Origin of the sequence: Pseudomonas sp. NFACC14, from assembly GCF_900106885.1 — a bacterium.
Classification (GTDB): Bacteria; Pseudomonadota; Gammaproteobacteria; order Pseudomonadales; family Pseudomonadaceae; genus Aquipseudomonas; species Aquipseudomonas fluorescens_AA.
On record NZ_FNOA01000030.1, the window covers coordinates 15,110 to 37,384 of the forward strand.

Annotated in this window: 25 protein-coding genes; 11 read left to right on the top strand and 14 right to left on the bottom strand. The window is 61.5% G+C overall.

Annotation, left to right across the window (positions count from 1 at the left end; all coding sequences use genetic code 11):
- Positions 1–110 precede the first annotated feature (110 nt).
- Positions 111–1,028 carry a LysR family transcriptional regulator gene (locus BLU85_RS27635; protein WP_092204898.1) on the top strand — a complete coding sequence of 306 codons (918 nt, stop codon included), beginning with the start codon at positions 111–113 and terminating at the stop codon, positions 1,026–1,028.
- Here the strand turns inward: BLU85_RS27635 and BLU85_RS27640 are convergent.
- Complete coding sequence (locus tag BLU85_RS27640) at positions 1,001–1,327, bottom strand: ElaB/YgaM/YqjD family protein (RefSeq protein ID WP_003196426.1); 327 nt, start codon at positions 1,325–1,327, stop codon at positions 1,001–1,003. The two genes, BLU85_RS27635 and BLU85_RS27640, sit on opposite strands and share 28 nt — an antisense overlap.
- Positions 1,328–1,483: 156 nt before the next feature.
- Here BLU85_RS27640 and BLU85_RS27645 point away from each other — a divergent pair, with 156 nt between their 5' ends.
- Both BLU85_RS27645 and BLU85_RS27650 read left to right on the top strand, forming a co-directional pair.
- Positions 1,484–1,699 carry a dodecin gene (locus BLU85_RS27645; protein ID WP_003177209.1) on the top strand — a complete coding sequence of 72 codons (216 nt, stop codon included), beginning with the start codon at positions 1,484–1,486 and terminating at the stop codon, positions 1,697–1,699.
- A 116-nt stretch (positions 1,700–1,815) separates the two neighbouring features.
- Positions 1,816–2,037, top strand: a complete 222-nt coding sequence (locus BLU85_RS27650) for a DUF1161 domain-containing protein (protein ID WP_092204897.1) — start codon at positions 1,816–1,818, stop codon at positions 2,035–2,037.
- Between the two features lie 54 nt (positions 2,038–2,091).
- Here the strand turns inward: BLU85_RS27650 and BLU85_RS27655 are convergent, their stop codons facing one another.
- Positions 2,092–3,093, bottom strand: a complete 1,002-nt coding sequence (locus tag BLU85_RS27655) for an LLM class flavin-dependent oxidoreductase (RefSeq protein ID WP_092167650.1) — start codon at positions 3,091–3,093, stop codon at positions 2,092–2,094.
- Positions 3,094–3,331: 238 nt separating this feature from the next.
- Between BLU85_RS27655 and BLU85_RS27660 the strand changes: the two genes are divergently transcribed.
- Positions 3,332–3,763, top strand: a complete 432-nt coding sequence (locus BLU85_RS27660; protein ID WP_060739797.1) for an OsmC family protein — start codon at positions 3,332–3,334, stop codon at positions 3,761–3,763.
- Between the two features lie 149 nt (positions 3,764–3,912).
- Complete coding sequence (locus BLU85_RS27665) at positions 3,913–4,146, top strand: DUF1161 domain-containing protein (protein WP_060739798.1); 234 nt, start codon at positions 3,913–3,915, stop codon at positions 4,144–4,146.
- A 6-nt stretch (positions 4,147–4,152) separates the two neighbouring features.
- Here the strand turns inward: BLU85_RS27665 and BLU85_RS27670 are convergent, their stop codons facing one another.
- The gene (locus tag BLU85_RS27670) at positions 4,153–4,578 is read right to left on the bottom strand and encodes a PA0061/PA0062 family lipoprotein (RefSeq protein WP_092204896.1); all 426 of its coding nucleotides are present in this window, start codon (positions 4,576–4,578) and stop codon (positions 4,153–4,155) included.
- Positions 4,579–4,619: 41 nt separating this feature from the next.
- On the bottom strand, positions 4,620–5,033 hold the full coding sequence (locus tag BLU85_RS27675; protein WP_092204895.1) for a PA0061/PA0062 family lipoprotein: 414 nt from the start codon (positions 5,031–5,033) through the stop codon (positions 4,620–4,622).
- Positions 5,034–5,090: 57 nt separating this feature from the next.
- Here BLU85_RS27675 and BLU85_RS27680 point away from each other — a divergent pair, with 57 nt between their 5' ends.
- On the top strand, positions 5,091–6,182 hold the full coding sequence (locus tag BLU85_RS27680; RefSeq protein WP_092204894.1) for an aminopeptidase: 1,092 nt from the start codon (positions 5,091–5,093) through the stop codon (positions 6,180–6,182).
- Positions 6,183–6,456: 274 nt separating this feature from the next.
- On the opposite strand, the gene BLU85_RS27685 is transcribed toward BLU85_RS27680, so the two are convergent.
- The 3 genes from BLU85_RS27685 to BLU85_RS27695 all read right to left on the bottom strand — a co-directional run bounded on the left by BLU85_RS27685 (position 6,457) and on the right by BLU85_RS27695 (position 8,265).
- Entirely contained in the window at positions 6,457–6,732 is a 276-nt protein-coding gene (locus BLU85_RS27685) for an HU family DNA-binding protein (RefSeq protein ID WP_060739802.1), read from the bottom strand.
- 192 nt (positions 6,733–6,924) lie between these two features.
- Positions 6,925–8,073, bottom strand: coding sequence for an NAD(P)/FAD-dependent oxidoreductase (locus tag BLU85_RS27690; RefSeq protein WP_092204893.1), 1,149 nt, complete (start codon positions 8,071–8,073; stop codon positions 6,925–6,927).
- Positions 8,074–8,097: 24 nt separating this feature from the next.
- Positions 8,098–8,265, bottom strand: coding sequence for a rubredoxin (locus tag BLU85_RS27695; protein WP_003177199.1), 168 nt, complete (start codon positions 8,263–8,265; stop codon positions 8,098–8,100).
- Between the two features lie 176 nt (positions 8,266–8,441).
- Between BLU85_RS27695 and BLU85_RS27700 the strand changes: the two genes are divergently transcribed.
- Together BLU85_RS27700 and ubiA are read left to right on the top strand one after the other, a co-directional pair.
- Entirely contained in the window at positions 8,442–9,005 is a 564-nt protein-coding gene (locus BLU85_RS27700; RefSeq protein WP_092204910.1) for a chorismate--pyruvate lyase family protein, read from the top strand.
- Positions 9,005–9,895 carry a 4-hydroxybenzoate octaprenyltransferase gene (ubiA, locus tag BLU85_RS27705; protein ID WP_014335898.1) on the top strand — a complete coding sequence of 297 codons (891 nt, stop codon included), beginning with the start codon at positions 9,005–9,007 and terminating at the stop codon, positions 9,893–9,895. The genes BLU85_RS27700 and ubiA overlap by 1 nt, the downstream gene beginning before the upstream one ends.
- Before the next feature lie 151 nt (positions 9,896–10,046).
- Here the strand turns inward: ubiA and BLU85_RS27710 are convergent, their stop codons facing one another.
- Positions 10,047–10,430: a COG4315 family predicted lipoprotein gene (locus BLU85_RS27710; RefSeq protein WP_092204892.1), complete on the bottom strand. Its 384-nt coding sequence runs from the start codon at positions 10,428–10,430 to the stop codon at positions 10,047–10,049.
- Between the two features lie 152 nt (positions 10,431–10,582).
- Here BLU85_RS27710 and phoB point away from each other — a divergent pair, with 152 nt between their 5' ends.
- The 3 genes from phoB (at position 10,583) to BLU85_RS27725 (ending at position 14,093) form a co-directional block, all read left to right on the top strand.
- The gene (phoB, locus tag BLU85_RS27715; RefSeq protein ID WP_003177195.1) at positions 10,583–11,272 is read left to right on the top strand and encodes a phosphate regulon transcriptional regulator PhoB; all 690 of its coding nucleotides are present in this window, start codon (positions 10,583–10,585) and stop codon (positions 11,270–11,272) included.
- A gap of 80 nt (positions 11,273–11,352) precedes the next feature.
- Positions 11,353–12,639 (top strand): phosphate regulon sensor histidine kinase PhoR, encoded by a 1,287-nt coding sequence (gene phoR / locus BLU85_RS27720; protein ID WP_256326652.1) that lies wholly within the window; start codon positions 11,353–11,355, stop codon positions 12,637–12,639.
- A gap of 113 nt (positions 12,640–12,752) precedes the next feature.
- Complete coding sequence (locus tag BLU85_RS27725; protein WP_014335895.1) at positions 12,753–14,093, top strand: hemolysin family protein; 1,341 nt, start codon at positions 12,753–12,755, stop codon at positions 14,091–14,093.
- A 270-nt stretch (positions 14,094–14,363) separates the two neighbouring features.
- Here BLU85_RS27725 and BLU85_RS27730 read toward each other — a convergent pair whose 3' ends face one another.
- From BLU85_RS27730 to BLU85_RS27755, 6 genes are all read right to left on the bottom strand, one after another.
- Entirely contained in the window at positions 14,364–15,260 is an 897-nt protein-coding gene (locus BLU85_RS27730) for a peptidoglycan DD-metalloendopeptidase family protein (protein ID WP_060739807.1), read from the bottom strand.
- Between the two features lie 219 nt (positions 15,261–15,479).
- On the bottom strand, positions 15,480–16,427 hold the full coding sequence (locus BLU85_RS27735; RefSeq protein ID WP_092204890.1) for a response regulator: 948 nt from the start codon (positions 16,425–16,427) through the stop codon (positions 15,480–15,482).
- Positions 16,428–16,596: 169 nt separating this feature from the next.
- Positions 16,597–17,358, bottom strand: a complete 762-nt coding sequence (gene phoU / locus BLU85_RS27740) for a phosphate signaling complex protein PhoU (RefSeq protein ID WP_060739809.1) — start codon at positions 17,356–17,358, stop codon at positions 16,597–16,599.
- Positions 17,359–17,455: 97 nt separating this feature from the next.
- A complete protein-coding gene (pstB, locus tag BLU85_RS27745) occupies positions 17,456–18,289 on the bottom strand; it encodes a phosphate ABC transporter ATP-binding protein PstB (RefSeq protein ID WP_058544183.1) in 834 nt (277 codons plus the stop codon).
- 156 nt (positions 18,290–18,445) lie between these two features.
- A complete protein-coding gene (gene pstA / locus BLU85_RS27750; RefSeq protein ID WP_092204889.1) occupies positions 18,446–20,116 on the bottom strand; it encodes a phosphate ABC transporter permease PstA in 1,671 nt (556 codons plus the stop codon).
- Positions 20,117–20,131: 15 nt separating this feature from the next.
- A complete protein-coding gene (locus BLU85_RS27755) occupies positions 20,132–22,165 on the bottom strand; it encodes an ABC transporter permease subunit (RefSeq protein ID WP_170847660.1) in 2,034 nt (677 codons plus the stop codon).
- Positions 22,166–22,275 lie beyond the last annotated feature (110 nt).

Below are 22,275 nucleotides of genomic sequence, written 5' to 3' on the forward strand. Positions count from 1 at the left end.
GGCGCTCCAGGCAAATGCGTTTAAAGACGATGAGGTTCACTCTACCCCTGACATCCCCCAGTGAAAACCGATAAGATCGCCACAACCTGTCAGGAAAACTCACAGATAAGATGAGCCACGATCTTCCTCCTCTCAACGCCTTGCGCGCCTTCGAGGCTACCGCCCGCCTGAACAGCGTAAGCCAGGCGGCCGAACAGCTGCATGTCACCCATGGGGCCGTGAGTCGACAGCTGAAGGTGCTGGAAGAGCATTTGGGCGTCAGCTTGTTCATCAAGGACGGGCGCGGCCTGAAACTCACAGATGCCGGCTTGCGCCTGCGGGACGTCAGCGCCGATGCGTTCGAGCGGTTGCGCGGTGTTTGCGCGGAGCTGATGCAAAGCACGGCAGATGCCCCGTTTGTCCTGGGCTGCTCGGGAAGCCTGCTGGCGCGCTGGTTCATTCCCCGCCTGGGCAGGCTCAACGCCGACCTGCCGGATTTGCGCCTGCACCTGTCCGCCGGCGAAGGCGACCTGGACCCCAGGCGACCGGGGCTGGATGCCTTGCTGGTATTCGCCGAGCCGCCATGGCCGGCCGACATGCAGGTGTACGAACTGGTGAGCGAGCGGATCGGCCCGGTGATGAGCCCCCACTACGCCGGATTCGCGCGCCTGCAAGCCGCACCGGCCAGCGCGCTGCTGAACGAGCCGTTACTGCACACCACGTCCCGCCCCCAGGCCTGGCCGACCTGGGCACGACAAAACGCCCTGGAACCCCAGGCACTGAAGTTCGGGCAAGGATTCGAGCATTTGTATTATTTGCTGGAGGCCGCCGTAGCGGGGTTAGGCGTGGCGATCGCGCCCGAGCCACTGGTGGCCGAGGACGTACGCGCCGGTCGCCTGGTCGCGCCATGGGGCTTCGATGAAACCGCGGCGCGACTGGCGTTGTGGCTGCCCAAGCGCGCCGCAGACGGGCGCGCCAGGCAATTGGCCCAGTGGCTCAGGCATGAGCTGAGCCTACCGACTCAGTCACCGCGCTTGCACAGCAGGTAAGCGGCCAGCAGACCCAGCGCACCGACTGCGACACCGGCCGTGGTCCATGGATGTTCCTGCGCGTAGTCGCGTGTGGCGATCCCGGTTTCACGGGTTTTCACCTTGACCTCTTCATAGGCATCGCTGAGCAGATGACGAGAATGTTTCAGCGCGTTCTCGGCATTGGCCTTGAGCGACTTGAGGGTCTTACGCGACTCGTCCGAAGCGTCGTCCTTCAGGCTTTCCAACGACTTGAGCAGACTCTCGATCTCCGCTTCCATGCTTTGCAACGAGGCTTTGCGTAACGAATTGCTGGCCATGGTGGCTCTCTCCTGCAGTGGTTGAGTGGCGTGTGTGAATTGGGACTCCAGTCGTTTCTGAAAGTGCAGTAAATCTGAACTTCAGCGCGCGAACGACGACACACGTAAGGCGAAAAATCGCTGCTAGGCTGTTAAACACAACCAAGGAGAATCCCCATGAGTGATCATCACACTTACAAGAAAGTCGAGCTGGTCGGCTCCTCTCCCACCAGCATTGAAGACGCCATCAACAATGCCTTGGCCGAGGCCAGCAAAAGCCTCAAGCATCTGGAATGGTTCGAAGTCACGGAAACCCGCGGCCACATCGAAAATGGCCGGGCCGCGCACTTTCAAGTGACCATCAAAGTCGGGTTCCGGATAGCCAATAGCTGAGGTTCTTTTGAACTTGCACGCTGGCGGAGTGCCATAGGGAGTGGCGATGCGCTATGGTTTGCGCATTACGTTTTTCCAATACCTGCCCTATTTGATCCGACCAAGGAGTGCGAGCGATGAAAAAGTTGATGGTGGCCCTGGGTTTGCTGAGCCTTGCCGGTGGTGCGTTTGCGGCCGGTAAGCCCTGCGAAGAGCTGAAAAGCGAGATCGCAGCGAAGCTGGACGCCAAGGGCGTGTCAGGTTATTCGCTGGAAATCGTCGATAAAGGCACAGCGACTGGCGGAAAAGTCGTCGGCAAATGTGAGGGCGGTGCGAAAGAAATCATCTATAAAAAATGATTCTTTTCGAACATCAAAGCCGACGCATTGCGTCGGCTTTTTCATGGGCGTCATTCAGCCTTTCATGACCTGCGCCAGCAACTCGTAAGAGTGCAAACGATCGGCATGTTCATACAGGTCACTGGTGAAAATCAGCTCATCGGCCTGGGTTTGCTCGATCAATACTTGCAGCTTGGCGCGAATCTTCTGTGGACCGCCGACCATGGCCAGGCCCAGGAAATCGCCAACCGCCTCTTTCTCATGGGGCAACCACAGACCGTTCATGGTTTCCACCGGCGGACGCTGCACCAGGCTCTGGCCACGCATCAACGCCAGGATCCGCTGGTACACCGACGTTGCCAGGTAATCGGCCTGTTCATCGGTATCCGCCGCGACCAGCGGTACACCGAGCATCACATAAGGCTTGTCGAGCACCGCCGACGGTTTGAAGTGGTTACGGTAGATGCGAATCGCCTCGTGCATGAAGCGTGGTGCGAAATGGGAGGCGAATGCGTAGGGCAAACCGCGCTCACCGGCCAATTGCGCACTGAACAGGCTCGAACCCAGCAGCCATACCGGCACGTTGGTCCCGGTGCCGGGCATGGCGATGATGCGTTGATCCGGGGTGCGCGGGCCGAGATAGCGCATCAGTTCGGCCACGTCCTCGGGGAAATCGTCCGCGCTGCCGGAACGCTCGCGACGCAACGCCCGCGCGGTCATCTGGTCGGAACCTGGCGCACGTCCCAGGCCCAAATCGATACGACCCGGGTAGAGGCTTTCCAGCGTGCCGAACTGTTCGGCAATGATCAACGGCGCGTGATTGGGCAGCATGACGCCGCCGGAGCCGACGCGAATGGTCGAAGTGCCCCCCGCCAGATAGCCCAGCAGCACTGCCGTCGCCGAACTGGCGATACCGTCCATGTTGTGGTGTTCGGCCACCCAGAAGCGGGTGTAGCCGTATTTTTCCACGTGCTGCGCCAGGTCCAGCGAGTTGCGCAGGGACTGGGCGGCATTGCCATCGGCGCGGACAGGCACCAGGTCGAGGGTTGAGAATTTCACGTCGGACAGCTGTTTCATGGGCCGGGATCTCCAACGGCGTTCCGGGCTTTTCCTACGGGCAAAAGCCTGCCGTTTCTATAGGTGTGTTCCATGCAATGTGGGCATATACCCGAGTTTCAATAGCAGAGACGAAATTTCCTACTAAATTCGTCGGCTAATCGACAGGGTGAACTTTTACGGGCGGTCTATCCTCACAACCCAGACAGTTAAAAAACACCCAGGCGCGGCTTTCGCGCCGAATCTTCAGGAGGCAGACATGGCTATCATCAAGAAAGCATCGGCTCATTGGGAAGGTGACCTGAAAACCGGCATCGGCTCCATCTCCACGGAAACCGGTGTGTTGCGCGAAGCGCCCTATGGCTTCAAGGCACGATTCGAAGGTGGCAAGGGTACCAACCCCGAGGAGTTGATCGGCGCGGCCCATGCCGGCTGCTTTTCCATGGCCTTTTCGATGATCCTCGGCGATGCCGGGCTCAAGGCCGACAGCATCGACACCAACGCCGAAGTGACCCTGGACCAGGTCGAGGGCGGTTTTGCGATCACAGCGGTCAAGCTGGTGCTCAAGGCGAAAATCCCCGGTGCCAGCCAGGCGCAATTCGATGAGCTGAGCAAGAAGGCCAAGGAAGGGTGCCCGGTTTCCAAGGTGCTGAACGCCAACATCACCCTGGATGCGACGCTGGTGAGCTGACGCATGAAAGGATCGCAGCCTTTGCCGACGCTGGCGAAGGCTGCGATTTATTGAATGCGGTCGAGCTGTTTACCCCGGCGCAATTATGGTCGAATGAAGCCTGCAGTTTCAGCGCACAGGCAGTGCGCGCTGCCATGAGGAATTCGAACATGAAACGATCAGCCCTGGTGGTCATCGGCTGTGCATTCGCGACATCAGCCCTTGCCGCACCCAAATCCTGTGAAGAGCTGAAAGCGGAAATCGAAGCGAAGATCCAGGCCAATAACGTATCGTCCTACACGCTGGAAATCGTCACGAATGATGAAGTCCACGACCAGAACATGGTGGTGGGCACTTGCGAAAACGGCACGAAGAAAATCATCTACCAGAAGAACGACCGCTAAGAGGTCCTATGGCATGCAGCGGGCTTGTCGGTCTTCGGCAACGACTTCTCGCTTGGCGTCATAAAGCCGGGCGCTTGGGGTGTATGCCAGGTTACGCGCCTCCAGGCGATAGCGCTGGCCGGCCATGAAATGATCGTATCGCACGGTCAGATAACACAGTCGTTCTTGCGGCTCGCTCATCAAACCCAGCCCACCGCCACCAAATACCTCGAAGTCGAAGCGTACTTCCAATTCATGGCTACCCGGCGAAACCTGGAAGAAGCGCCCGTCTCGCAGCCGCTGGCCATCCAGCTTTTCAGCCATCAGTACCTTGCCACCCGGCGTAGGCGTCGCGAAATCGACCCAGGCCATGTTCGGATCGACCGATGGCAGCGGGGTCGCTGTGCAACCGCCCATGGCAACGGAGACCAGTAACAGCATGTGAAGGCGCATGGTGAGTTTCCTGAATAATCAGGTCTTGAGCATAACGCCGATCAACTTTGCTGGCAGCCCGCCGGTGTACCCTGCCCCACCACTTTGCGCTGCTGATCGTAAAGCTTGGCCCACGGTCGGAAACCAATGCTGCCGGCCTGTAGCTGGTAACGTTGGCCGGCATTGAAGTCCTTGAATGTCAGGTTCAACCGGCAATCGCGCCACAGCGGCTCGGCATCGGGGCCGATGTTGCCGGGCTCGACGGCAAATTGATAACGCACCGTCAGCTCGTGGCTGCCGGGTTGCACTTCGAAATAACGCCGGTCAATGGACATCTTGTCATCGACTTCCAGCGCTTGTAGCGCGGTGTCCTGCTGGTTTCCCAGGTCGATCCACGCCTGGGAGGGATCAGGATCAGGCAAACCGGCGCAACCGGTCAGCAGCAACAGGCCACTCGTCAGCATCAACACGCGCATAGCGAAGCTCCAGGCAAGCGAGATAGTCTGTGGGCAGACTTCCCAGGGTGATTCCAATTGATCAGGCCGCGTTCAAGCCATCGGTTACTCGACCGTGTTTTCCAGATTTTGTTTCCAGGCCTCCTGCTTTTGTTACTGAACGGTTGCAGTAGCGTCGGTTACTACAGCCAGCTCGTCGGCGGACAGCTGCGGTTGTTACAAGCCCGAGAGCCTATCGACCAAGTCATCGCCGACCCCGCTCGTGATACCCAACTCAAGGCACACCTGGCCAAGGCGCGCGAGGCACGGACGTTTGCCAGCGACCACCTGCATTTACCGGACAATCGAAGCTATCGCCTGTATGCGGATATAGGCCGGCCATTCGTAGTCTGGAATGTCTTTGCCACGCCAGAATTTTCCCTGGCGCCGCAGAATCATTGTTTCCCCATTGCCGGTTGCGTGGCTTATCGCGGTTATTACAGCCAGGGCGCCGCCCGTGGCGAGGCCGCGTTGCAGCGCTTGCAGGGCATGGACGTGGCGATTGGCGGTGTAGAGGCCTATTCGACGCTGGGCTGGTTCAACGATCCGATCCTGAGCTCGATGATGCACTGGGGCGACGAACGCCTGGCGACGCTGATCTTTCATGAACTGGCGCACCAGCGGTTTTATGTAAAGGACGACACCGAATTCAATGAATCCTTCGCCACCTTCGTTGAACAGGAAGGCACCCGGCAATGGCGTGCCAGTCGTGGGCTGGCGCCGGGCAATGGCAAGCAGGTGCGCCAGCGCGACCAGTTCATCCAACTGATCCTCGACACCCGCCAGCGCCTGGAAACCCTCTACGCCCAGCCCCTGACAGTCGAACAGATGCGCCAACGCAAAGCGGCGGAATTCGAGCGCCTGCGTGCCGACTATGTGCAAATGCGCGACACCCAGTGGGCGGGCGACAAACGCTACGACGCCTGGGTCTACGCGCCCCTGAACAATGCGCGACTATTGCCGTTCGGGCTGTACGACCAGTGGGTGCCGGCGTTTGCGGCGCTATTCAGGCGCGAGGGCGGTGATTGGGTTGCCTTTTATGCGGCGGTGGAAAAGCTGGGCGAATTGCCGATCGAAGCGCGCAAGGCGGCCTTGAAGGGCTTGGCGCAGCCGAAGACTTCCGCTGACTAGGCGGACGTCATCGCGAGCAAGCTCGCTCCCACATTGGATCTGCGTCAAGCCTGATGGCATGCATAGCGACGAACACGTGTGGGAGCGAGCTTGCTCGCGATGACGACAGTACCGACACCATTGAAGCAAGCTGACCCACCGCTATCGCGAGCAAGCTCCATACACTGGATGCCTGGCCACAGCCAGCAACCCCGCACAAAAAAGGGCATACCGACTCATCGATATGCCCTTTTGATTGCCGCTTTCTTTCCCCCGGCCGAGGTACTCGTAGCAATTATGGGTTGACGCTTTCTTTCAAGGACTTGCCTGGTTTGAAGGCAACGGTGTTGCTGGCCTTGATCTTCACCGGTTCACCGGTCTGTGGGTTTTTGCCAGTGCGGGCGCCGCGGTGGCGTTGCAGGAAAGTGCCGAAGCCCACCAGGGTAACGCTGTCCTTGCGGTGCAGGGCGCCGGTGATTTCTTCCAGGACGGCGTTGAGGACGCGGTTGGCTTGTTCTTTGGTGAGGTCTGCTTTTTCCGCAATAGCGGCGGCGAGTTCTGGTTTACGCATGGAATGAAGCCCCTTTGACGGTTTTTTTGTTGTTATGTCCGTGCTGCTCTCTTTGGAACAGCCCCTAAGGCGCCGCAGGCTCTACTCTGCGGCAGACGGGAGTGAGGATGGCACGGTGCCGAAAACGGCGCCAGTGTCCGGGCGACCTTTGTGGGACCAAAAGTAGGGTTTTTGCGACAGAACGACCAGTATTTACGCCAGCAGGGCTGGAAGCTCCTTGTTCAGCGCCAGTTTCTCCATCACCGCCGTGCCTGTCAGGGCATAGCCCAACAGGTTGCCTTGAGCGTCGCGGCACAGCGCCTTGATGTCCGCCCCCTGCCCTTCGATGCTCCACACGCCCTCGCGGCCTCGCGGCGGCGGCGACACCACCAAGGGGCACACCGGGGTCTTCACGGTAATCGGCATGGGGCCGTAGCTGACGGCAGTCGGGTTGCCGGCCAGGGTTTGGGCCAGGGCCCGGGCGCAGCTCATCAGCGGCATGACATACAGCAGGTTCAAGCCGTCGACCTCGGCGCAGTCGCCCAGGGCGTAGATATTGGCGTGAGAGGTCTTCAAGTGACGGTCGACCACGACGCCGCGATTGACCACCAGGCCGGCCGCGGCTGCCAAGTCGATACGGGGACGCAGGCCGATGGCCGAGACCACCAGGTCGCAGGCGATCACCTGGCCGTCGGACAGATGCGCCTCCAGACCGTCGGCGACCTTCTGCAAGCGGTTGAGCACAGGACCCAAGTGGAAGCGTGCACCGAGGCTTTCCAGCCCGGCCTGGACCGCTGCCGCGGCGGCCGGGTGCAACAGCGTCGGCATGACTTGCTCGCACGGCGCCACCAGTTGTACTTCGTAGCCACCCAGGCTCAGGTCGTTGGCGAACTCGCAGCCAATCAGGCCGGCACCCAGCAGCAACACCCGGCGCTTGCCGGCCGCCGCGGCCCTGAAGCGTGCGTAGTCTTCCAGGTCGTTGATGGGGAAGATCAGGTCCGCCCCGTCGCCCTGTACCGGCACGCGCACGGTTTCGGCGCCCCAGGCCAGGATCAGGTCGCGGTAGTTCACCGCCTCTTCGCCGAACCACAGCCGTTTATGACCCGGATCGATGCCGCTGATGCGGGTATGGGTGCGCACTTCGGCCTTGAGTTGCTCGGCCATGGCCCCCGGCTCGGCCATGCTCAGGCCGTCGGCGTCTTTGTTCTTGCCAAAGCCTGTGGAGAGCATTGGCTTGGAATACGAGCGACCGTCGTCCGCAGTGATCAGCAGCAACGGGGTTTCGCTGTCGAGCTTGCGAAACTCCCGGGCCAGGTTATAACCGGCCAGGCCTGTACCGACGATGACGACAGGTGCGCTCATGTTGCTCTCCATTTGATGAAACGATCAGTTGATTTCGATCATTTCGAAATCCATTTTGCCGACGCCGCAGTCCGGGCACAGCCAGTCTGCCGGTACGTCCTCCCAGCGGGTGCCGGGCGCGATGCCATCGTCAGGCCAGCCGTCAGCTTCGTTGTAGATCAGGCCGCAGACAATACATTGCCACTTCTTCATTCCAATACTTCCTCAAGATGTCAGGCCTTGGCCGGTATTTTCCGGCTCAGGGCCGTTTTGTACTGATCGGTTGCGACAGATGCAAGCACGATCGGCAGGGCAGCCGGCCGGGCCCGTCAAAACCGGCGACCGACATGGTAAGCTCGCGGCCTCATTTGCTGCCATTCAAGACCTCTGTGCCGCATACAAATTCGATATTTCCTACACTCCAATGGCTGCCTCAGCACCTGCTGTCGCCCCGCCCCGATGCGGGTGTACTCGATTGGCTGTTCGACGAAGGCTCCCTGACCCGGCGCCTCACGCGCCTGTCGGACGGCCATTTCAGCGTGACGCCGCTGTTCGAAGGCTGGCAGCCGTTGCGCGCCGACGAATGTGCCGCCCTGGACCTGGCCGAGGGCAGCGAGGGCTGGGTACGCGAAGTGTATCTGCGCGGCCGCGACCAGCCTTGGGTGTTCGCCCGCAGTGTGGCGGCGCGCAGCGCCTTGCAGGGTGACGGCTTGCAGATGGACGAACTGGGCAGTCGCTCCCTGGGCGAATTGCTGTTTTGCGACCAGGCGTTCCAGCGCCGGGCCATCGAGGTTTGCCATTACCCCGAGGCCGGGTTGCCGCAAGACGTCCGCGCCAGCGGGCTGTGGGGCCGCCGTTCACGTTTCGATCGCGGTGCATTGAGCGTCCTGGTGGCGGAAATCTTCCTGCCACGCCTGTGGACCGTCGCCCGCGCCTATTCGGAGAATGCTTGATGTACGTGCAACTGCTCAAATCCTTGAATCGCCTGAATCCACGGGCGTGGGACTTCGTGCAACTGACCCGTATGGACAAGCCCATCGGCATCTACCTGCTGTTGTGGCCGACGCTGTGGGCGTTGTGGATTGCCGGCGAAGGTTCGCCGTCCATCGCCAACGTGGTGATTTTCGTCCTCGGCGTGGTGCTGACCCGCGCTGGCGGCTGTGTGATCAATGACTGGGCCGACCGCAAGGTCGACGGCCACGTCAAACGCACCGAGCAGCGCCCGCTGGTGAGCGGCAAGATCAGTTCGAAAGAAGCGCTGGTGTTCTTCGCCGTGCTGATGAGCGTGAGCTTCCTGCTGGTGCTGTGCACCAATGCACCGACCATCCTGTTGTCCCTCGGGGGGCTGGCGCTGGCGTTCAGCTACCCGTTCATGAAGCGCTATACCTACTACCCGCAAGTGGTGCTGGGCGCGGCGTTCTCCTGGGGCATGCCGATGGCGTTCACTGCCGAAACCGGGCATCTGCCGGCGGCCGCGTGGTTGCTGTACATCGCCAACCTGCTGTGGACGGTGGGCTACGACACCTATTACGCAATGACCGACCGGGACGATGACCTGCGCATCGGCGTGAAATCCACGGCGATCCTGTTTGGCGATGCCGACCGGGTGATCATCCTGACGCTGCAAGGCCTGGCCTTGGGCTGCCTGCTGCTGGCCGGATCGAAATTCCAGCTGGGTGGCTGGTTCCACCTGGGGCTGGTGGCCGCTGCCGCGTGCTTCGCCTGGGAGTTCTGGTACACCCGAGGCAGGGACCGGATGCGTTGCTTCCAGGCGTTCCTGCACAACCACTGGGCCGGGCTGGCGATTTTCGTGGGGATTGTGCTGGATTACGCGTTGCGCTGAGGCCGCTGACCCAACACTGAACCTTGGCTCATGAAAGGCTTTGTGGCGAGGGAGCTTGCTCCCGCTCGGTTGCGCAGCGACCGCAAGATTTTGGGGCCGCTTCGCAGCCCAGCGGAAGCAAGCTCCCTCGCCACAAAAGCGTTCGGGGTGGTCAGTCGGGCTTGGCGACCTTCCAGGCGCCGTCCATTTTACCGTCACCGGTCATGTCCCCCGCCTTCTTGTCCATGACGAAGGTGTACAACGGCTTGCCATCGTAGGCCCACTGCTTCGTACCGTCGTCACGGTTGATCACCGTCCATTCGCCCATGGACTTGTCGTCGCTTTCAGCCTTGAGCGGCGGCCAGTTGGCGGCGCATTTGTCGTTGCACATCGACTTGCCGCCCGAGTCTTTGGCAAACGTATACAGCGTCATGCCTTTGTGATCGGTGAACATGCCGTCTTTTTCCATCGCCGGTTCAGCCGCGAATGCCCATGCCGGCAGCGCCAGTGCAGCCGTGACTGCCAGAACCTTGATGGATTGGGTGAAGTAAGTCATGGAAACCTTCTTTTGTGGTTGTCAGGATTCGGACTGAAAAGCTTAGTCCAGGATCCTCCTTGCTGCAGGACCAGGAAATAACTGTCACACGACTGCAATAATTCCGTTATCTAATGCGGCGCAAGACAGTTAAATGACAAGAGGATTACCCCATGGTTGGCAGGAGCATTCTGATCGTCGACGACGAGGCACCCATCCGCGAGATGATCGCCGTTGCGTTGGAGATGGCCGGCTATGACTGCATGGAAGCAGAAAACTCTCAACAGGCCCATGCCATCATCGTCGACCGCAAGCCCGACCTGATCCTGCTGGACTGGATGCTTCCCGGCACGTCAGGCATCGAACTGGCGCGACGCCTCAAGCGCGACGAGCTGACCGGGGATATCCCGATCATCATGCTCACCGCCAAGGGCGAAGAGGACAACAAGATCCAGGGCCTGGAAGTCGGCGCCGACGACTACATCACCAAGCCGTTTTCCCCACGGGAACTGGTGGCGCGCCTGAAAGCCGTGCTGCGCCGCGCCGGGCCGACCGATGGCGAAGCGCCGATTGAAGTCGGTGGCCTGCTGCTCGACCCGATCAGCCACCGCGTGACCATCGACGGCAAACCCGCCGAGATGGGGCCGACCGAATACCGCCTGCTGCAATTCTTCATGACTCACCAGGAACGTGCCTACACCCGCGGCCAATTGTTGGACCAGGTCTGGGGCGGCAACGTCTACGTCGAGGAACGCACCGTGGACGTGCACATCCGGCGCCTGCGCAAGGCCCTCGGCGATGCTTATGAAAATCTGGTACAAACCGTGCGCGGCACCGGTTATCGTTTTTCGACCAAGGCCTGATCCGAGCCCTTACCGCCCGACAAGCTGACAAGGACGCGCGTCACGTGAATCAAAACTGGCATGGCACCCTGATTCGCCACATGTTGTTGCTGGTGACCGGTTGTTTGCTGATCGGCCTGATCAGCGGTTATTACGGCTGGAGCCTGGCCGCCGGGCTGGGGCTTTACCTGGCCTGGACCCTCAAGCAATTGCTGCGTCTGCACGAATGGCTGCGCCTGCACCAACCCGACGAAGCCCCGCCCGACGGCTATGGCCTGTGGGGTGAGGTGTTCGACAGCATCTACCACCTGCAACGGCGCGACCAGCGCGTTCGCGGTCGCCTGCAGGCGGTGATCGACCGGGTCCAGGAGTCCACCGCCGCGCTGAAAGACGCGGTGATCATGCTCGACAGCGACGGCAACCTGGAGTGGTGGAACCGCGCCGCCGAGACCCTGCTGGGCCTCAAGACGCCCCAGGACAGCGGCCAGCCAGTGACCAACCTGGTGCGTCATCCGCGCTTCAAGGAATATTTCGAGCAAGCCAACTACGCCGAGCCGCTGGAAATCCCTTCGCCCACCAACGATCGGTTGCGCATCCAGTTGTACATCACCCGCTACGGCAACAACGAGCACTTGATGCTGGTACGCGATGTCACGCGGATCCATCAGCTGGAACAGATGCGCAAGGATTTCATCGCCAACGTTTCCCACGAGCTGCGCACGCCGTTGACAGTGATCTGCGGTTACCTGGAAACCCTGCTCGACAACGTCGAGGAGGTGAACCCGCGCTGGACCCGGGCCTTGCAGCAGATGCACCAGCAAAGCGGGCGCATGCAGACCCTGCTCAACGACTTGTTGCTGCTGGCGAAGCTGGAAGCCACCGACTACCCGTCGGACAACCAGCCAGTGCCCATCGACGACCTGCTGCAAACCATTGCCGAAGATGCGCAGGAACTGTCCGGCCCCAAGCAGCAGACCATTACCCTGGAAGCCGACCCGGCCGTGCAGCTCAAAGGCAGCGAGGCGGAACTGCGCAGTGCGTTTTCCAACCTGGTGTTCAACGCGGTCAAGTACACACCGGAGCAAGGCCGGATCCATGTGCGCTGGTGGGGCGATGAACAAGGCGCGCACCTGAGCGTGCGCGATTCGGGCATCGGTATCGACAGCAAGCACCTGCCACGCCTGACCGAACGCTTCTACCGCGTCGACTCCAGCCGCAACTCCAACACGGGGGGCACCGGGCTGGGCCTGGCCATCGTCAAACACGTCCTGCTGCGCCATCGCGCCCGCATGGAAATCAGCAGCGTACCCGGCCATGGCAGCACCTTTACCTGCCATTTCGCCCCGGCCCAGGTGGTTCGCGCACGCCTCGACCGCCCCGCTGATTGAGCACGCCCCCTAGGCAATCGCCGAGTCAGCCGCTACATTGACTGACTTGCGCCTGCCTTTTCGGGCGCCCATTTCCAATTCCCACGACTATTCGGAACCCGCAAAACCCCATCATGGACCCTTCCCCTGGCTTGTCCCTCGTCACACTCTTCGCCGAATTCGGCATGATTCTTTTCGCTCTGATCCTGGTTTTGCTCAACGGCTTTTTCGTTGCGGCCGAATTCGCCATGGTCAAGCTGCGCTCGACCCGGGTCGAAGCCATTGCCGAGCAGAACGGCTGGCGCGGGCACATCCTGCGCACCGTCCACAGCCAGCTCGACGCCTACCTGTCTGCGTGCCAACTGGGTATCACCCTGGCGTCCCTGGGCCTGGGCTGGGTCGGCGAGCCGGCGTTCGCCCACATCCTCGAGCCGTTGCTGGGCGCGGTCGGCGTACAGTCGCCGGAAGTGATCAAGGGCGTGTCGTTCTTCACCGCATTCTTCATCATTTCGTACCTGCACATCGTGGTCGGTGAACTGGCGCCCAAATCCTGGGCCATTCGCAAACCCGAGCTGCTGTCGCTGTGGACCGCCGTGCCGCTGTACCTGTTCTACTGGGCCATGTACCCGGCGATCTACCTGCTCAACGCCAGTGCCAACGCCATCTTGCGCATCGCCGGCCAAGGCGAGCCCGGCCCGCACCATGAACACCATTACAGCCGCGAAGAGCTGAAACTGATCCTGCACTCCAGCCGTGGCCAGGACCCCAGCGACCAGGGCATGCGCGTGCTGGCCTCGGCCGTGGAGATGGGCGAGCTGGAAGTGGTGGACTGGGCCAACTCCCGGGAAGACCTGGTGACGCTGGAATTCAACGCGCCGCTCAAGGAAATCCTGGCGATGTTCCGTCGCCACAAGTTCAGCCGTTACCCGGTGTACGACAGCGAGCGCCAGGAGTTCGTCGGCCTGTTGCACATCAAGGACCTGCTGCTGGAACTGGCGGCCCTGGATCACATTCCCGAGTCGTTCAACCTGGCCGAACTGACCCGGCCGCTGGAGCGGGTGTCGCGGCACATGCCGCTGTCGCAGTTGCTGGAGCAGTTCCGCAAGGGCGGCTCGCACTTCGCCTTGGTCGAGGAGGCCGACGGCAACATCATCGGCTACCTGACCATGGAAGACGTGCTGGAAGTGCTGGTGGGCGACATCCAGGACGAACACCGCAAGGCCGAACGCGGCATCCTGGCCTACCAGCCGGGCAAGCTGCTGGTACGCGGCGACACACCACTGTTCAAGGTCGAGCGCCTGCTGGGGATCGACCTGGACCACATCGAAGCCGAAACCCTGGCCGGCCTGGTCTATGAAACCCTCAAGCGCGTGCCGGAAGAGGAAGAAGTGCTGGAAGTCGAAGGCCTGCGGATCATCATCAAGAAGATGAAAGGACCGAAGATCATCCTGGCGAAGGTATTGATGCTCGATTGAGTCGTTGACTGAAGGTCGGCGGTGCTGCCTTCGCGAGCAAGCTCGCTCCCACAGGGGATCGCATTTCGGCCTGGAGCAGCCAGCCTCTGTGGCGAGGGAGCTTGCTCCCGCTGGGTCTGTAGGAGCTGACGAGCGAAGCGAGGCTGCGATCTTTCCACTGCCCGTTGAGTCTGGAGCGAAAGATCAAAAGATCGCAGGCTTCGCCAGCTCCTACAAAGCCGAGCGGGAGCAAGCTCCCTCGCCACAAAAGCTCCTTCGCTTTTGCAGAGGCTACTGCTTGCCCAACGCAAAGTTGGGCAAGTCGCCCACCGGCTGATTGAACTGGTAGGGAATCGACACCAGCCCCAACCCGGTGTTGCGCTGCACCACGAAATGCAGGTGCGGGCCTGAGCTGTTGCCGGTATTGCCCGACAATGCCAGCGGCGTGCCCACCCCGACCCGCTGCCCTTCCCGTACGCTCACCGAGCCCTTCTGCAGGTGCAGGTAGACACCCATGGTGCCGTCATCGTGCAGCACTCGCACGAAGTTGCCCGCAGGGTCATCCCCGCGGCCGGTCTGCTCGTTTTCGGTCTTGATGACCACGCCGCCCCGCGCGGCGATGATCGGCGTGCCCACAGGCATGGCGATGTCCATGGCGTAGCGGTTCTTCGGGCCGTAATGGCTGTATTGGCCGTTGGCCCCCTGGCTCAGCCGGAACGGCCCGCCGCGCCAAGGCAACGGGTACCGATAGGCCTCGGCGGCGCCTGCAGGGTCGCCCAGGGAATATTCGAACCTTGGGGTATACACCAGCGGCCTGCCGGGCCGGGTGGCCGTGAGCAGTGCCAGGCGCAGGTTGCTGCGCGCCGGCAGCACCCGACGAATCGGCCGGCTCGGCGCCCCGCTGACGTTGCGCAGCCCGGCGAAACTCAACTCGATCTCCACCGGCGCGTACAAGTCGTTGCGCACGAACACCGCATCCGCGCCGTTCTGTTTCTTGATATCGAGAAACACCTGCCGCTCCAGGCGTTCGACCATGCGGTCGCGGAACACGAACACCTGGGCGCCCTTGCTGGGGCGGTCGCTATAGGACACCACGCCATTGGCATCGGTGGATTTGTAGATCGTCATGGCCACGGCCGAGGTGGAGGCCAGGACAAGACCACAGGCAAACAGCAGGGGCACGAGCATGGGCAAAGGTTCTGTCGAAAATGAAGGCCTGCACAGCAGCCTAGCAGCTGGGATGGACCAGCGTAGTCGACGGATGTTTCAAAATTGGATCAGCGATCAGTGTTGGATCTTATGGCCCCATCGCGAGCAAGCCCGCTCCCACACTCGATCCAGTGAACACTGAAGATCCCCTGTGGGAGCGAGCTTGCTCGCGATAGCGGACTCGAAGGCGCCGCCGAATCAGGCGCCCGGCACGAAGTGTTTCTGCGCGGTGCCGCGGGCGATCAGGCGGGAAATGTAATCGAGTTTCTGCGGGTCTTTGTCGACGAAGCGGAACGTCAGTTGCAGCCATTCGCTGTCGGGGGTCTGCTCATGGGCGACGATGGCGTGCAGGTAGCCGTTGAGACGAGCAGTTTCGGCGTTGTCGCCCTGCTCCATGTCCAGCACTGCGCTTTCGAGCACTTGTGGCAGGGTATCGGTGCGCTTGACCACCAGCAGCGCTTCCTTGAGGCTCAGGGCCTTGATCACGCATTGCTGGGTGCCGCTGGACAGGCGCAACTGGCCTTGGCCACGGTTGGTCGTCGAAGCGGCGGCTACCGGCGCCTTGACCGGTGGGCTGTTGAGCAGTCCACGGGCCGGGGCAGCAGCGGCTGCGGGAGCGACGGCCGGCTTGGCCAACGGATTCGCCGCAGGCGCCGAAGCAACAGCCGCTACCGGCGCCTTATTGCCCGTCAGGGCGTTGAGGGAATCATTACCGAATGCCGAGTTCATCTTGGTCGGGGCACTGTTCATCAGCGTGTCGAGCTTGCCGACCTTGTGCAGGGCCTGCTTGACCTTGGTCAGCAACTGTTCGTTGGTGAACGGCTTGCTGACGTAGCCGGAAACGCCGGCCTGGATCGCCTGGACCACGTTTTCCTTGTCGCCGCGGCTGGTGACCATCACGAAGGGCATGCCCTTGAGGGTGTCCTGCTGGCGGCACCAGGTCAGCAGTTCGAGGCCGGACATTTCCGGCATTTCCCAATCGCACAGCACCAGATCGAATGCCTCGCGAGCCAGCAGGGCCTGGGCTTTCTTGCCGTTCACCGCGTCTTCGATACGCACGCCCGGGAAGTAGTTGCGCAGGCACTTCTTCACCAGGTCACGAATGAACGAAGCATCGTCCACGACCAACACACTGACCTTACTCATCCAGATACACCTCTAAAAAATCCCGGCAAGCATACCGCTTTTACTGATGGCATATTGCCAAAAAAACCGTCAGTCACGCCGGGACTTTTCGTTCGCGGGGTGCTGCTTTGGATTAAAAAAAATCCAAAAAAAAGCCCGACCAGAAGGCCGGGCGCTTTTCTTGGCAATCTTACTTATCGTCAGTTTCGCCCGGAACATTAGCGGTTTCGGACGGGGTGCCCTGAACTTCTTCCTTCATCCGCTTGAGCCCCAGATGGCGCACGTCGGTACCGCGCACCAGATAGATGACAAGTTCCGAGATGTTGCGCGCATGATCGCCGATACGCTCCAGGGAACGCAGCACCCAGATAATGCTCAACACCCGGGAAATGGAACGCGGGTCTTCCATCATGTAGGTCGCCAGCTCGCGCAGGGCGGTCTTGTATTCGCGGTCGATGATCTTGTCGTACTGGGCCACCGACAACGCCAGGTCGGCGTCGAAGCGGGCGAAGGCGTCCAGTGCGTCGCGGACCATGTTGCGCACCTGGTCGCCGATGTGGCGAACCTCGACGTAGCCGCGGGGTGCCTCGCCTTCTTCGCACAACTGAATGGCACGACGGGCGATCTTGGTGGCTTCGTCGCCGATCCGCTCAAGATCGATCACCGACTTGGAGATGCTGATGATCAGGCGCAGGTCGGACGCAGCCGGCTGACGACGGGCCAGGATGCGCAGGCACTCCTCGTCGATGTTGCGTTCCATCTGGTTGATCTGGTCATCGATTTCGCGCACCTGCTGGGCCAGGCCGGAGTCGGCCTCGATCAGTGCGGTCACCGCGTCGTTGACCTGCTTTTCCACCAGCCCGCCCATGGCCAGCAAGTGACTGCGCACTTCCTCCAGCTCGGCGTTGAACTGTGCGGAAATGTGGTGAGTAAGGCCTTCCTTCGAAATCATCTTGTTCGCTCCGCGAAAGTTGCAAGCTTCAAGCTGCAAGCTTCAAGCAGTTAAATGTTGATCCTGATAGCGCAGTGCGGCTATGCAGTTGCCTCGACTAGCCGTAACGACCGGTGATGTAGTCTTCGGTCTGTTTCTTCGCCGGATTGGTGAACAGCGTATCGGTATCGCCGAATTCCACCAGTTTGCCCATGTACATGAACGCGGTGTAGTCGGAAACCCGCGCCGCCTGTTGCATGTTGTGGGTCACGATGACGATGGTGAACTTGGACTTGAGCTCGTAGATCAGCTCTTCGACTTTCAGCGTCGAGATCGGGTCGAGGGCCGAGCAGGGTTCGTCGAGCAGCAGCACTTCCGGTTCCACGGCGATGGTGCGGGCGATCACCAGACGTTGCTGCTGGCCACCGGACAGGCCGAGGGCCGATTCATGCAGACGATCCTTGACCTCGTCCCACAGCGCTGCGCCCTTGAGGGCCCATTCCACGGCTTCGTCGAGGATGCGCTTCTTGTTGATGCCCTGGATGCGCAAGCCGTAGACCACGTTCTCGTAGATGGTTTTCGGGAACGGGTTCGGCTTCTGGAACACCATGCCGACGCGACGGCGCAGCTCGGCCACGTCTTCGCCCTTGCGGTAGATGTTGTTGCCGTAGAGGTTGATTTCACCTTCGACGCGGCAGCCGTCCACCAGGTCGTTCATGCGGTTGAAGGTGCGCAGCAAGGTTGACTTGCCGCAGCCCGACGGACCGATGAACGCGGTGACGCGCTGTTTCGGGATATTCAGGCTGACGTCATACAGGGCCTGCTTCTCGCCGTAGAACAGGCTCAGGCCGGGTACTTCGATGGCGACGGTTTCCTGCGCCAGATCCAGGCTCTGCTTGTCGCGGCCCAGGGCCGACATGTTGATGCCGTGTGTATGTGCTTCGTGTTGCATGGGAGGCTCCCTGTGCTAACAAATTCGGTTCGGAACGCCTGTGTGGCGGCCCCATGAAATTCCAGTGAACGCCGATCAGCGTGGGAGCGAGCTTGCTCGCGAAGGGGCCCTCGAGGCCGCCAGAAGCTTCGCGAGCAAGCTCGCTCCCACAGACCATCAACTATCCAGTGCCTTGTACTTCTCGCGCAGGTGGTTACGGATCCACACGGCCGACAGGTTGAGCGTGGCGATCACCAGCACCAGCAGCAGCGCCGTGGCATAGACCAGCGGTCGCGCCGCTTCGACGTTCGGGCTCTGGAAACCGACGTCATAGATATGGAAGCCCAGGTGCATGATCTTCTGGTCCAGGTGCAGGTACGGGTAGTTACCGTCCAGCGGCAGCGACGGGGCCAGTTTCACCACGCCCACCAGCATCAACGGTGCCACTTCACCGGCGGCACGAGCCACGGCGAGGATCATCCCGGTCATCATCGCCGGGCTGGCCATGGGCAGGACGATTTTCCACAGGGTCTCGGCCTTGGTCGCACCGAGGGCCAGGGAGCCTTCGCGCACGGTACGCGGGATCCGCGCCAGGCCTTCTTCGGTGGCCACGATCACCACCGGCACCGCCAGCAGCGCCAGGGTCAGGGATGCCCAGAGCAGGCCCGGGGTGCCGAAGGTCGGCGCCGGCAAGGCCTCGGGGAAGAACAAGCGATCGACCGAACCACCCAGCACGTAGACGAAGAAGCCCAGGCCGAACACGCCGTAAACAATGGCCGGAACGCCCGCGAGGTTGTTCACCGCGATGCGGATCAGGCGGGTCATCGGGCCCTGGCGGGCGTATTCACGCAGGTAGACCGCCGCCAGCACGCCGAACGGCGTCACGATCATCGCCATGATCAGGGTCATCATCACGGTGCCGAAAATCGCCGGGAAGATACCGCCTTCGGTGTTGGCTTCACGGGGGTCGTCGCTGAGGAATTCCCAGACCTTGCTGAAGTAGAAACCCAGCTTGGTGAACGTGCCCATGCCGTTTGGCTGGTAGGCGTGCACCACTTTGCCGATTTCGATCTCCACTTCCTTGCCGTTGGCATCGCGGGCGGTCAGGCTGTCACGGTTGAACTGCGCGTGCAGGTCGGCCAGGCGCACTTCGATGTCCTTGTAGCGAGCGTTGAGTTCGGCACGCTCGCTTTCCAGGTCGGCCTGGGCCGAAGCGTCGAGCTTGCCGTCCAGCTCCAGCTTGCGACCGTGCAGGCGGATACGCTCCAGACCGGCGTTGATGGCGCCGATGTCGACTTTTTCCAGGGTCTTGAGCTCGGCGGCCAACTGGTTGACCCGCTGTACGCGAGCCTGCAGTTGCGGCCAGGCCGCTTCGCCCTCGGCGATGACCTTGCCGCCTTCCTTGACGTTGACCAGGTAACCGTAGAAGTTGCCCCACTCACGACGCTCGATGGCCATCAGTTCCGGCGGCGTGGTCTGGTTGGTCAGCCAATCGCCGACGATCCAGGTGAAGTCAGTGCCGTTCAGGTCTCGGTTGCCGACCTTGATCAGTTCGCGGGTCATGAACTCGGGGCCTTCGTCCGGCACCGGCAGGCCGGCGCTTTTCAGGCGCTCGCGGGGCACTTCTTCTTTCTGCACGACTTCGCCGACCACCAGGTGCGCAGGCATGCCCGGCACGTTGTAGTTGGCGTGGATCAGGTCCGCCGGCCAGAAGTGGCCCAGGCCGCGCACAGCGATCACCGCCAGCAGGCCAATGGTCATGATGACCGCGATGGACACCGCGCCACCGCTGATCCAGACGCCGGGGGCGCCGCTCTTGAACCATCCTTTCAGGGAGTTCTGTTTCACAGACTTCTACCTTTCTTAAAGCGACGAATATTTCTTGCGCAGACGCTGACGGATCAGCTCGGCGAGGGTGTTCATGACGAAGGTGAACAACAGCAACACCAGGGCCGACAGGAACAGCACGCGGTAATGGCTGCCGCCGACTTCCGACTCAGGCATCTCCACCGCCACGTTGGCCGCCAGGGTGCGCAGGCCTTCGAACAGGTTCATTTCCATGACCGGCGTGTTACCGGTGGCCATCAGCACGATCATGGTCTCGCCCACCGCACGGCCCATGCCGATCATCAGCGCCGAGAAGATGCCCGGGCTGGCGGTGAGGATTACCACGCGGGTCATGGTCTGCCACGGCGTGGCACCGAGCGCCAGGGAGCCCAGGGTCAGGCCGCGCGGCACGCTGAACACGGCGTCTTCGGCGATGGAATAGATGTTCGGGATCACCGCGAAGCCCATCGCCAGGCCTACCACCAGGGCGTTGCGCTGGTCGTAGGTGATGCCCAGGTCATGGGAGATCCACATGCGCATGTCGCCGCCGAAGAACCAGGCTTCCATGTACGGGCTCATGTACAGCGAGAGCCAGCCTACGAACAGGATGACCGGGATCAGCATGGCGCTTTCCCAGCCGTCCGGCACTTTCAAGCGAATGGATTCCGGCAGGCGGCTGAAGGCGAAACCGGCGACCAGGATGCCGATCGGCAGCAACATCAACAGGCTGAAGATACCCGGCAGATGCCCTTCGACATACGGCGCCAGGAACAGGCCGGCGAAGAAACCGAGGATCACCGTCGGCATCGCCTCCATCAACTCGATCACCGGCTTGACCTTGCGGCGCATGCCCGGGGCCATGAAGTAGGCGGTGTAGATCGCTGCGGCGACCGCCAGCGGCGCGGCCAGCAGCATCGCGTAGAACGCCGCCTTCAGGGTACCGAAGGTCAGCGGCGAGAGGCTCAGCTTGGGTTCGAAGTCGGTGTTGGCGGCGGTCGATTGCCAGACATATTTAGGTTCGTCGTAGTTTTCGTACCAGACCTTGCTCCACAACGCGCTCCACGACACTTCCGGGTGCGGGTTGTCCAGCGTCAACGGTTGCAACTTGCCGCCCTGTTCGACGATCAGGCGGTTGGCCCGTGGCGACATGCCGAACAGACCTTGGCCGTCAACCACCTGGTCCACCAGCAGGGTGCGGTGGGCGGTGCTGTGGAACACGCCCAGCTTGCCGGCGGCGTCGAGCGCCACGAAACCTTTGCGGCGTTCTTCGGCGCTGATCTCGACGATAGGCGCGCTGCCCATCTGGAAGGTTCGAATCTGTTTGAAGCGCAGCTCACCGTCCGGATCCCGGGCCATGAACCATTGGGCCAGGCCGCCCTTGGAGTCGCCGATGATCAGCGAGATCCCGCCCACCAACTGGGTGGCGGCGGTGACTTGGGCATCGGCGTTTTCCAGCAGTTTGTAACGGCCGTTGAGGCTCTTGTCCCGCAGGCTGAACACATCGGCCTGGGCACGTCCGTTGACCACATACAGCCACTGCTGGCGCGGGTCGACGAAGATGTTTTTCACCGGCTCGGTCATCTGCGGCAGGTCGATACGCGTCCGCTCGCTGGTGATTTCACCGGTCATCATGTTTTCTTCGCTGGTGAGCGACAGCACTTGCAGCTGGGCGCCGCTGGAGCCGGCCAACAGCAGGGTCGAATCCGTAGCGTTGAGGCTCACATGCTCCAGGGCCGCGCCCTGTTCGTTCAAGGCGATCGGCGTCTCGCCGTAAGGGTATTCGACGGCGGGCGAGATGGTTTTCTTGCCGTCCGGGTAGGTGACCTTATAAGTGTGGCGGAACACCAGGGCCTGGCCGTTGGACAGACCGATCGCCACCAATGGGCTGCCGGGCTGGTCCTCGCCAATGGCGGTCACGCTGGCGCCGGCCGGGATCGGCAGGTCGACGCGGCGCAGTTCGGCGCCACTGCTGACGTCGAAAAACAGCGCCTGGCCCTTGTCGGAAACCCGCATGGCGACCTGGTTCTGTTCTTCGATGGAGATCATCAGCGGTTTGCCGGCGTCTTGCATCCAGGCCGGGGTGATGGAGTCCTTGGCGGTCAGGTCCGCGCCCTGGAACAGGGGCAGCACCACGTAGGCCAGGAAGAAGAAAATCAGCGTAATGGCCGCCAGGACGGCGA

Bases quoted from the DNA above. Each gene is read 5' to 3' on its own strand.
- BLU85_RS27635 (WP_092204898.1), top strand. From the start codon at position 111: ATGAGCCACGATCTTCCTCCTCTCAACGCCTTGCGCGCCTTCGAGGCT.
- BLU85_RS27640 (WP_003196426.1), bottom strand. From the start codon at position 1,327: ATGGCCAGCAATTCGTTACGCAAAGCCTCGTTGCAAAGCATGGAAGCG.
- BLU85_RS27645 (WP_003177209.1), top strand. From the start codon at position 1,484: ATGAGTGATCATCACACTTACAAGAAAGTCGAGCTGGTCGGCTCCTCT.
- BLU85_RS27650 (WP_092204897.1), top strand. From the start codon at position 1,816: ATGAAAAAGTTGATGGTGGCCCTGGGTTTGCTGAGCCTTGCCGGTGGT.
- BLU85_RS27655 (WP_092167650.1), bottom strand. From the start codon at position 3,093: ATGAAACAGCTGTCCGACGTGAAATTCTCAACCCTCGACCTGGTGCCT.
- BLU85_RS27660 (WP_060739797.1), top strand. From the start codon at position 3,332: ATGGCTATCATCAAGAAAGCATCGGCTCATTGGGAAGGTGACCTGAAA.
- BLU85_RS27665 (WP_060739798.1), top strand. From the start codon at position 3,913: ATGAAACGATCAGCCCTGGTGGTCATCGGCTGTGCATTCGCGACATCA.
- BLU85_RS27670 (WP_092204896.1), bottom strand. From the start codon at position 4,578: ATGCGCCTTCACATGCTGTTACTGGTCTCCGTTGCCATGGGCGGTTGC.
- BLU85_RS27675 (WP_092204895.1), bottom strand. From the start codon at position 5,033: ATGCGCGTGTTGATGCTGACGAGTGGCCTGTTGCTGCTGACCGGTTGC.
- BLU85_RS27685 (WP_060739802.1), bottom strand. From the start codon at position 6,732: ATGCGTAAACCAGAACTCGCCGCCGCTATTGCGGAAAAAGCAGACCTC.
- BLU85_RS27690 (WP_092204893.1), bottom strand. From the start codon at position 8,073: ATGAGCGCACCTGTCGTCATCGTCGGTACAGGCCTGGCCGGTTATAAC.
- BLU85_RS27695 (WP_003177199.1), bottom strand. From the start codon at position 8,265: ATGAAGAAGTGGCAATGTATTGTCTGCGGCCTGATCTACAACGAAGCT.
- ubiA (WP_014335898.1), top strand. From the start codon at position 9,005: ATGTACGTGCAACTGCTCAAATCCTTGAATCGCCTGAATCCACGGGCG.
- BLU85_RS27710 (WP_092204892.1), bottom strand. From the start codon at position 10,430: ATGACTTACTTCACCCAATCCATCAAGGTTCTGGCAGTCACGGCTGCA.
- phoB (WP_003177195.1), top strand. From the start codon at position 10,583: ATGGTTGGCAGGAGCATTCTGATCGTCGACGACGAGGCACCCATCCGC.
- phoR (WP_256326652.1), top strand. From the start codon at position 11,353: ATGTTGTTGCTGGTGACCGGTTGTTTGCTGATCGGCCTGATCAGCGGT.
- BLU85_RS27725 (WP_014335895.1), top strand. From the start codon at position 12,753: ATGGACCCTTCCCCTGGCTTGTCCCTCGTCACACTCTTCGCCGAATTC.
- BLU85_RS27730 (WP_060739807.1), bottom strand. From the start codon at position 15,260: ATGCTCGTGCCCCTGCTGTTTGCCTGTGGTCTTGTCCTGGCCTCCACC.
- BLU85_RS27735 (WP_092204890.1), bottom strand. From the start codon at position 16,427: ATGAGTAAGGTCAGTGTGTTGGTCGTGGACGATGCTTCGTTCATTCGT.
- phoU (WP_060739809.1), bottom strand. From the start codon at position 17,358: ATGATTTCGAAGGAAGGCCTTACTCACCACATTTCCGCACAGTTCAAC.
- pstB (WP_058544183.1), bottom strand. From the start codon at position 18,289: ATGCAACACGAAGCACATACACACGGCATCAACATGTCGGCCCTGGGC.
- BLU85_RS27755 (WP_170847660.1), bottom strand. From the start codon at position 22,165: ATGCAAGACGCCGGCAAACCGCTGATGATCTCCATCGAAGAACAGAAC.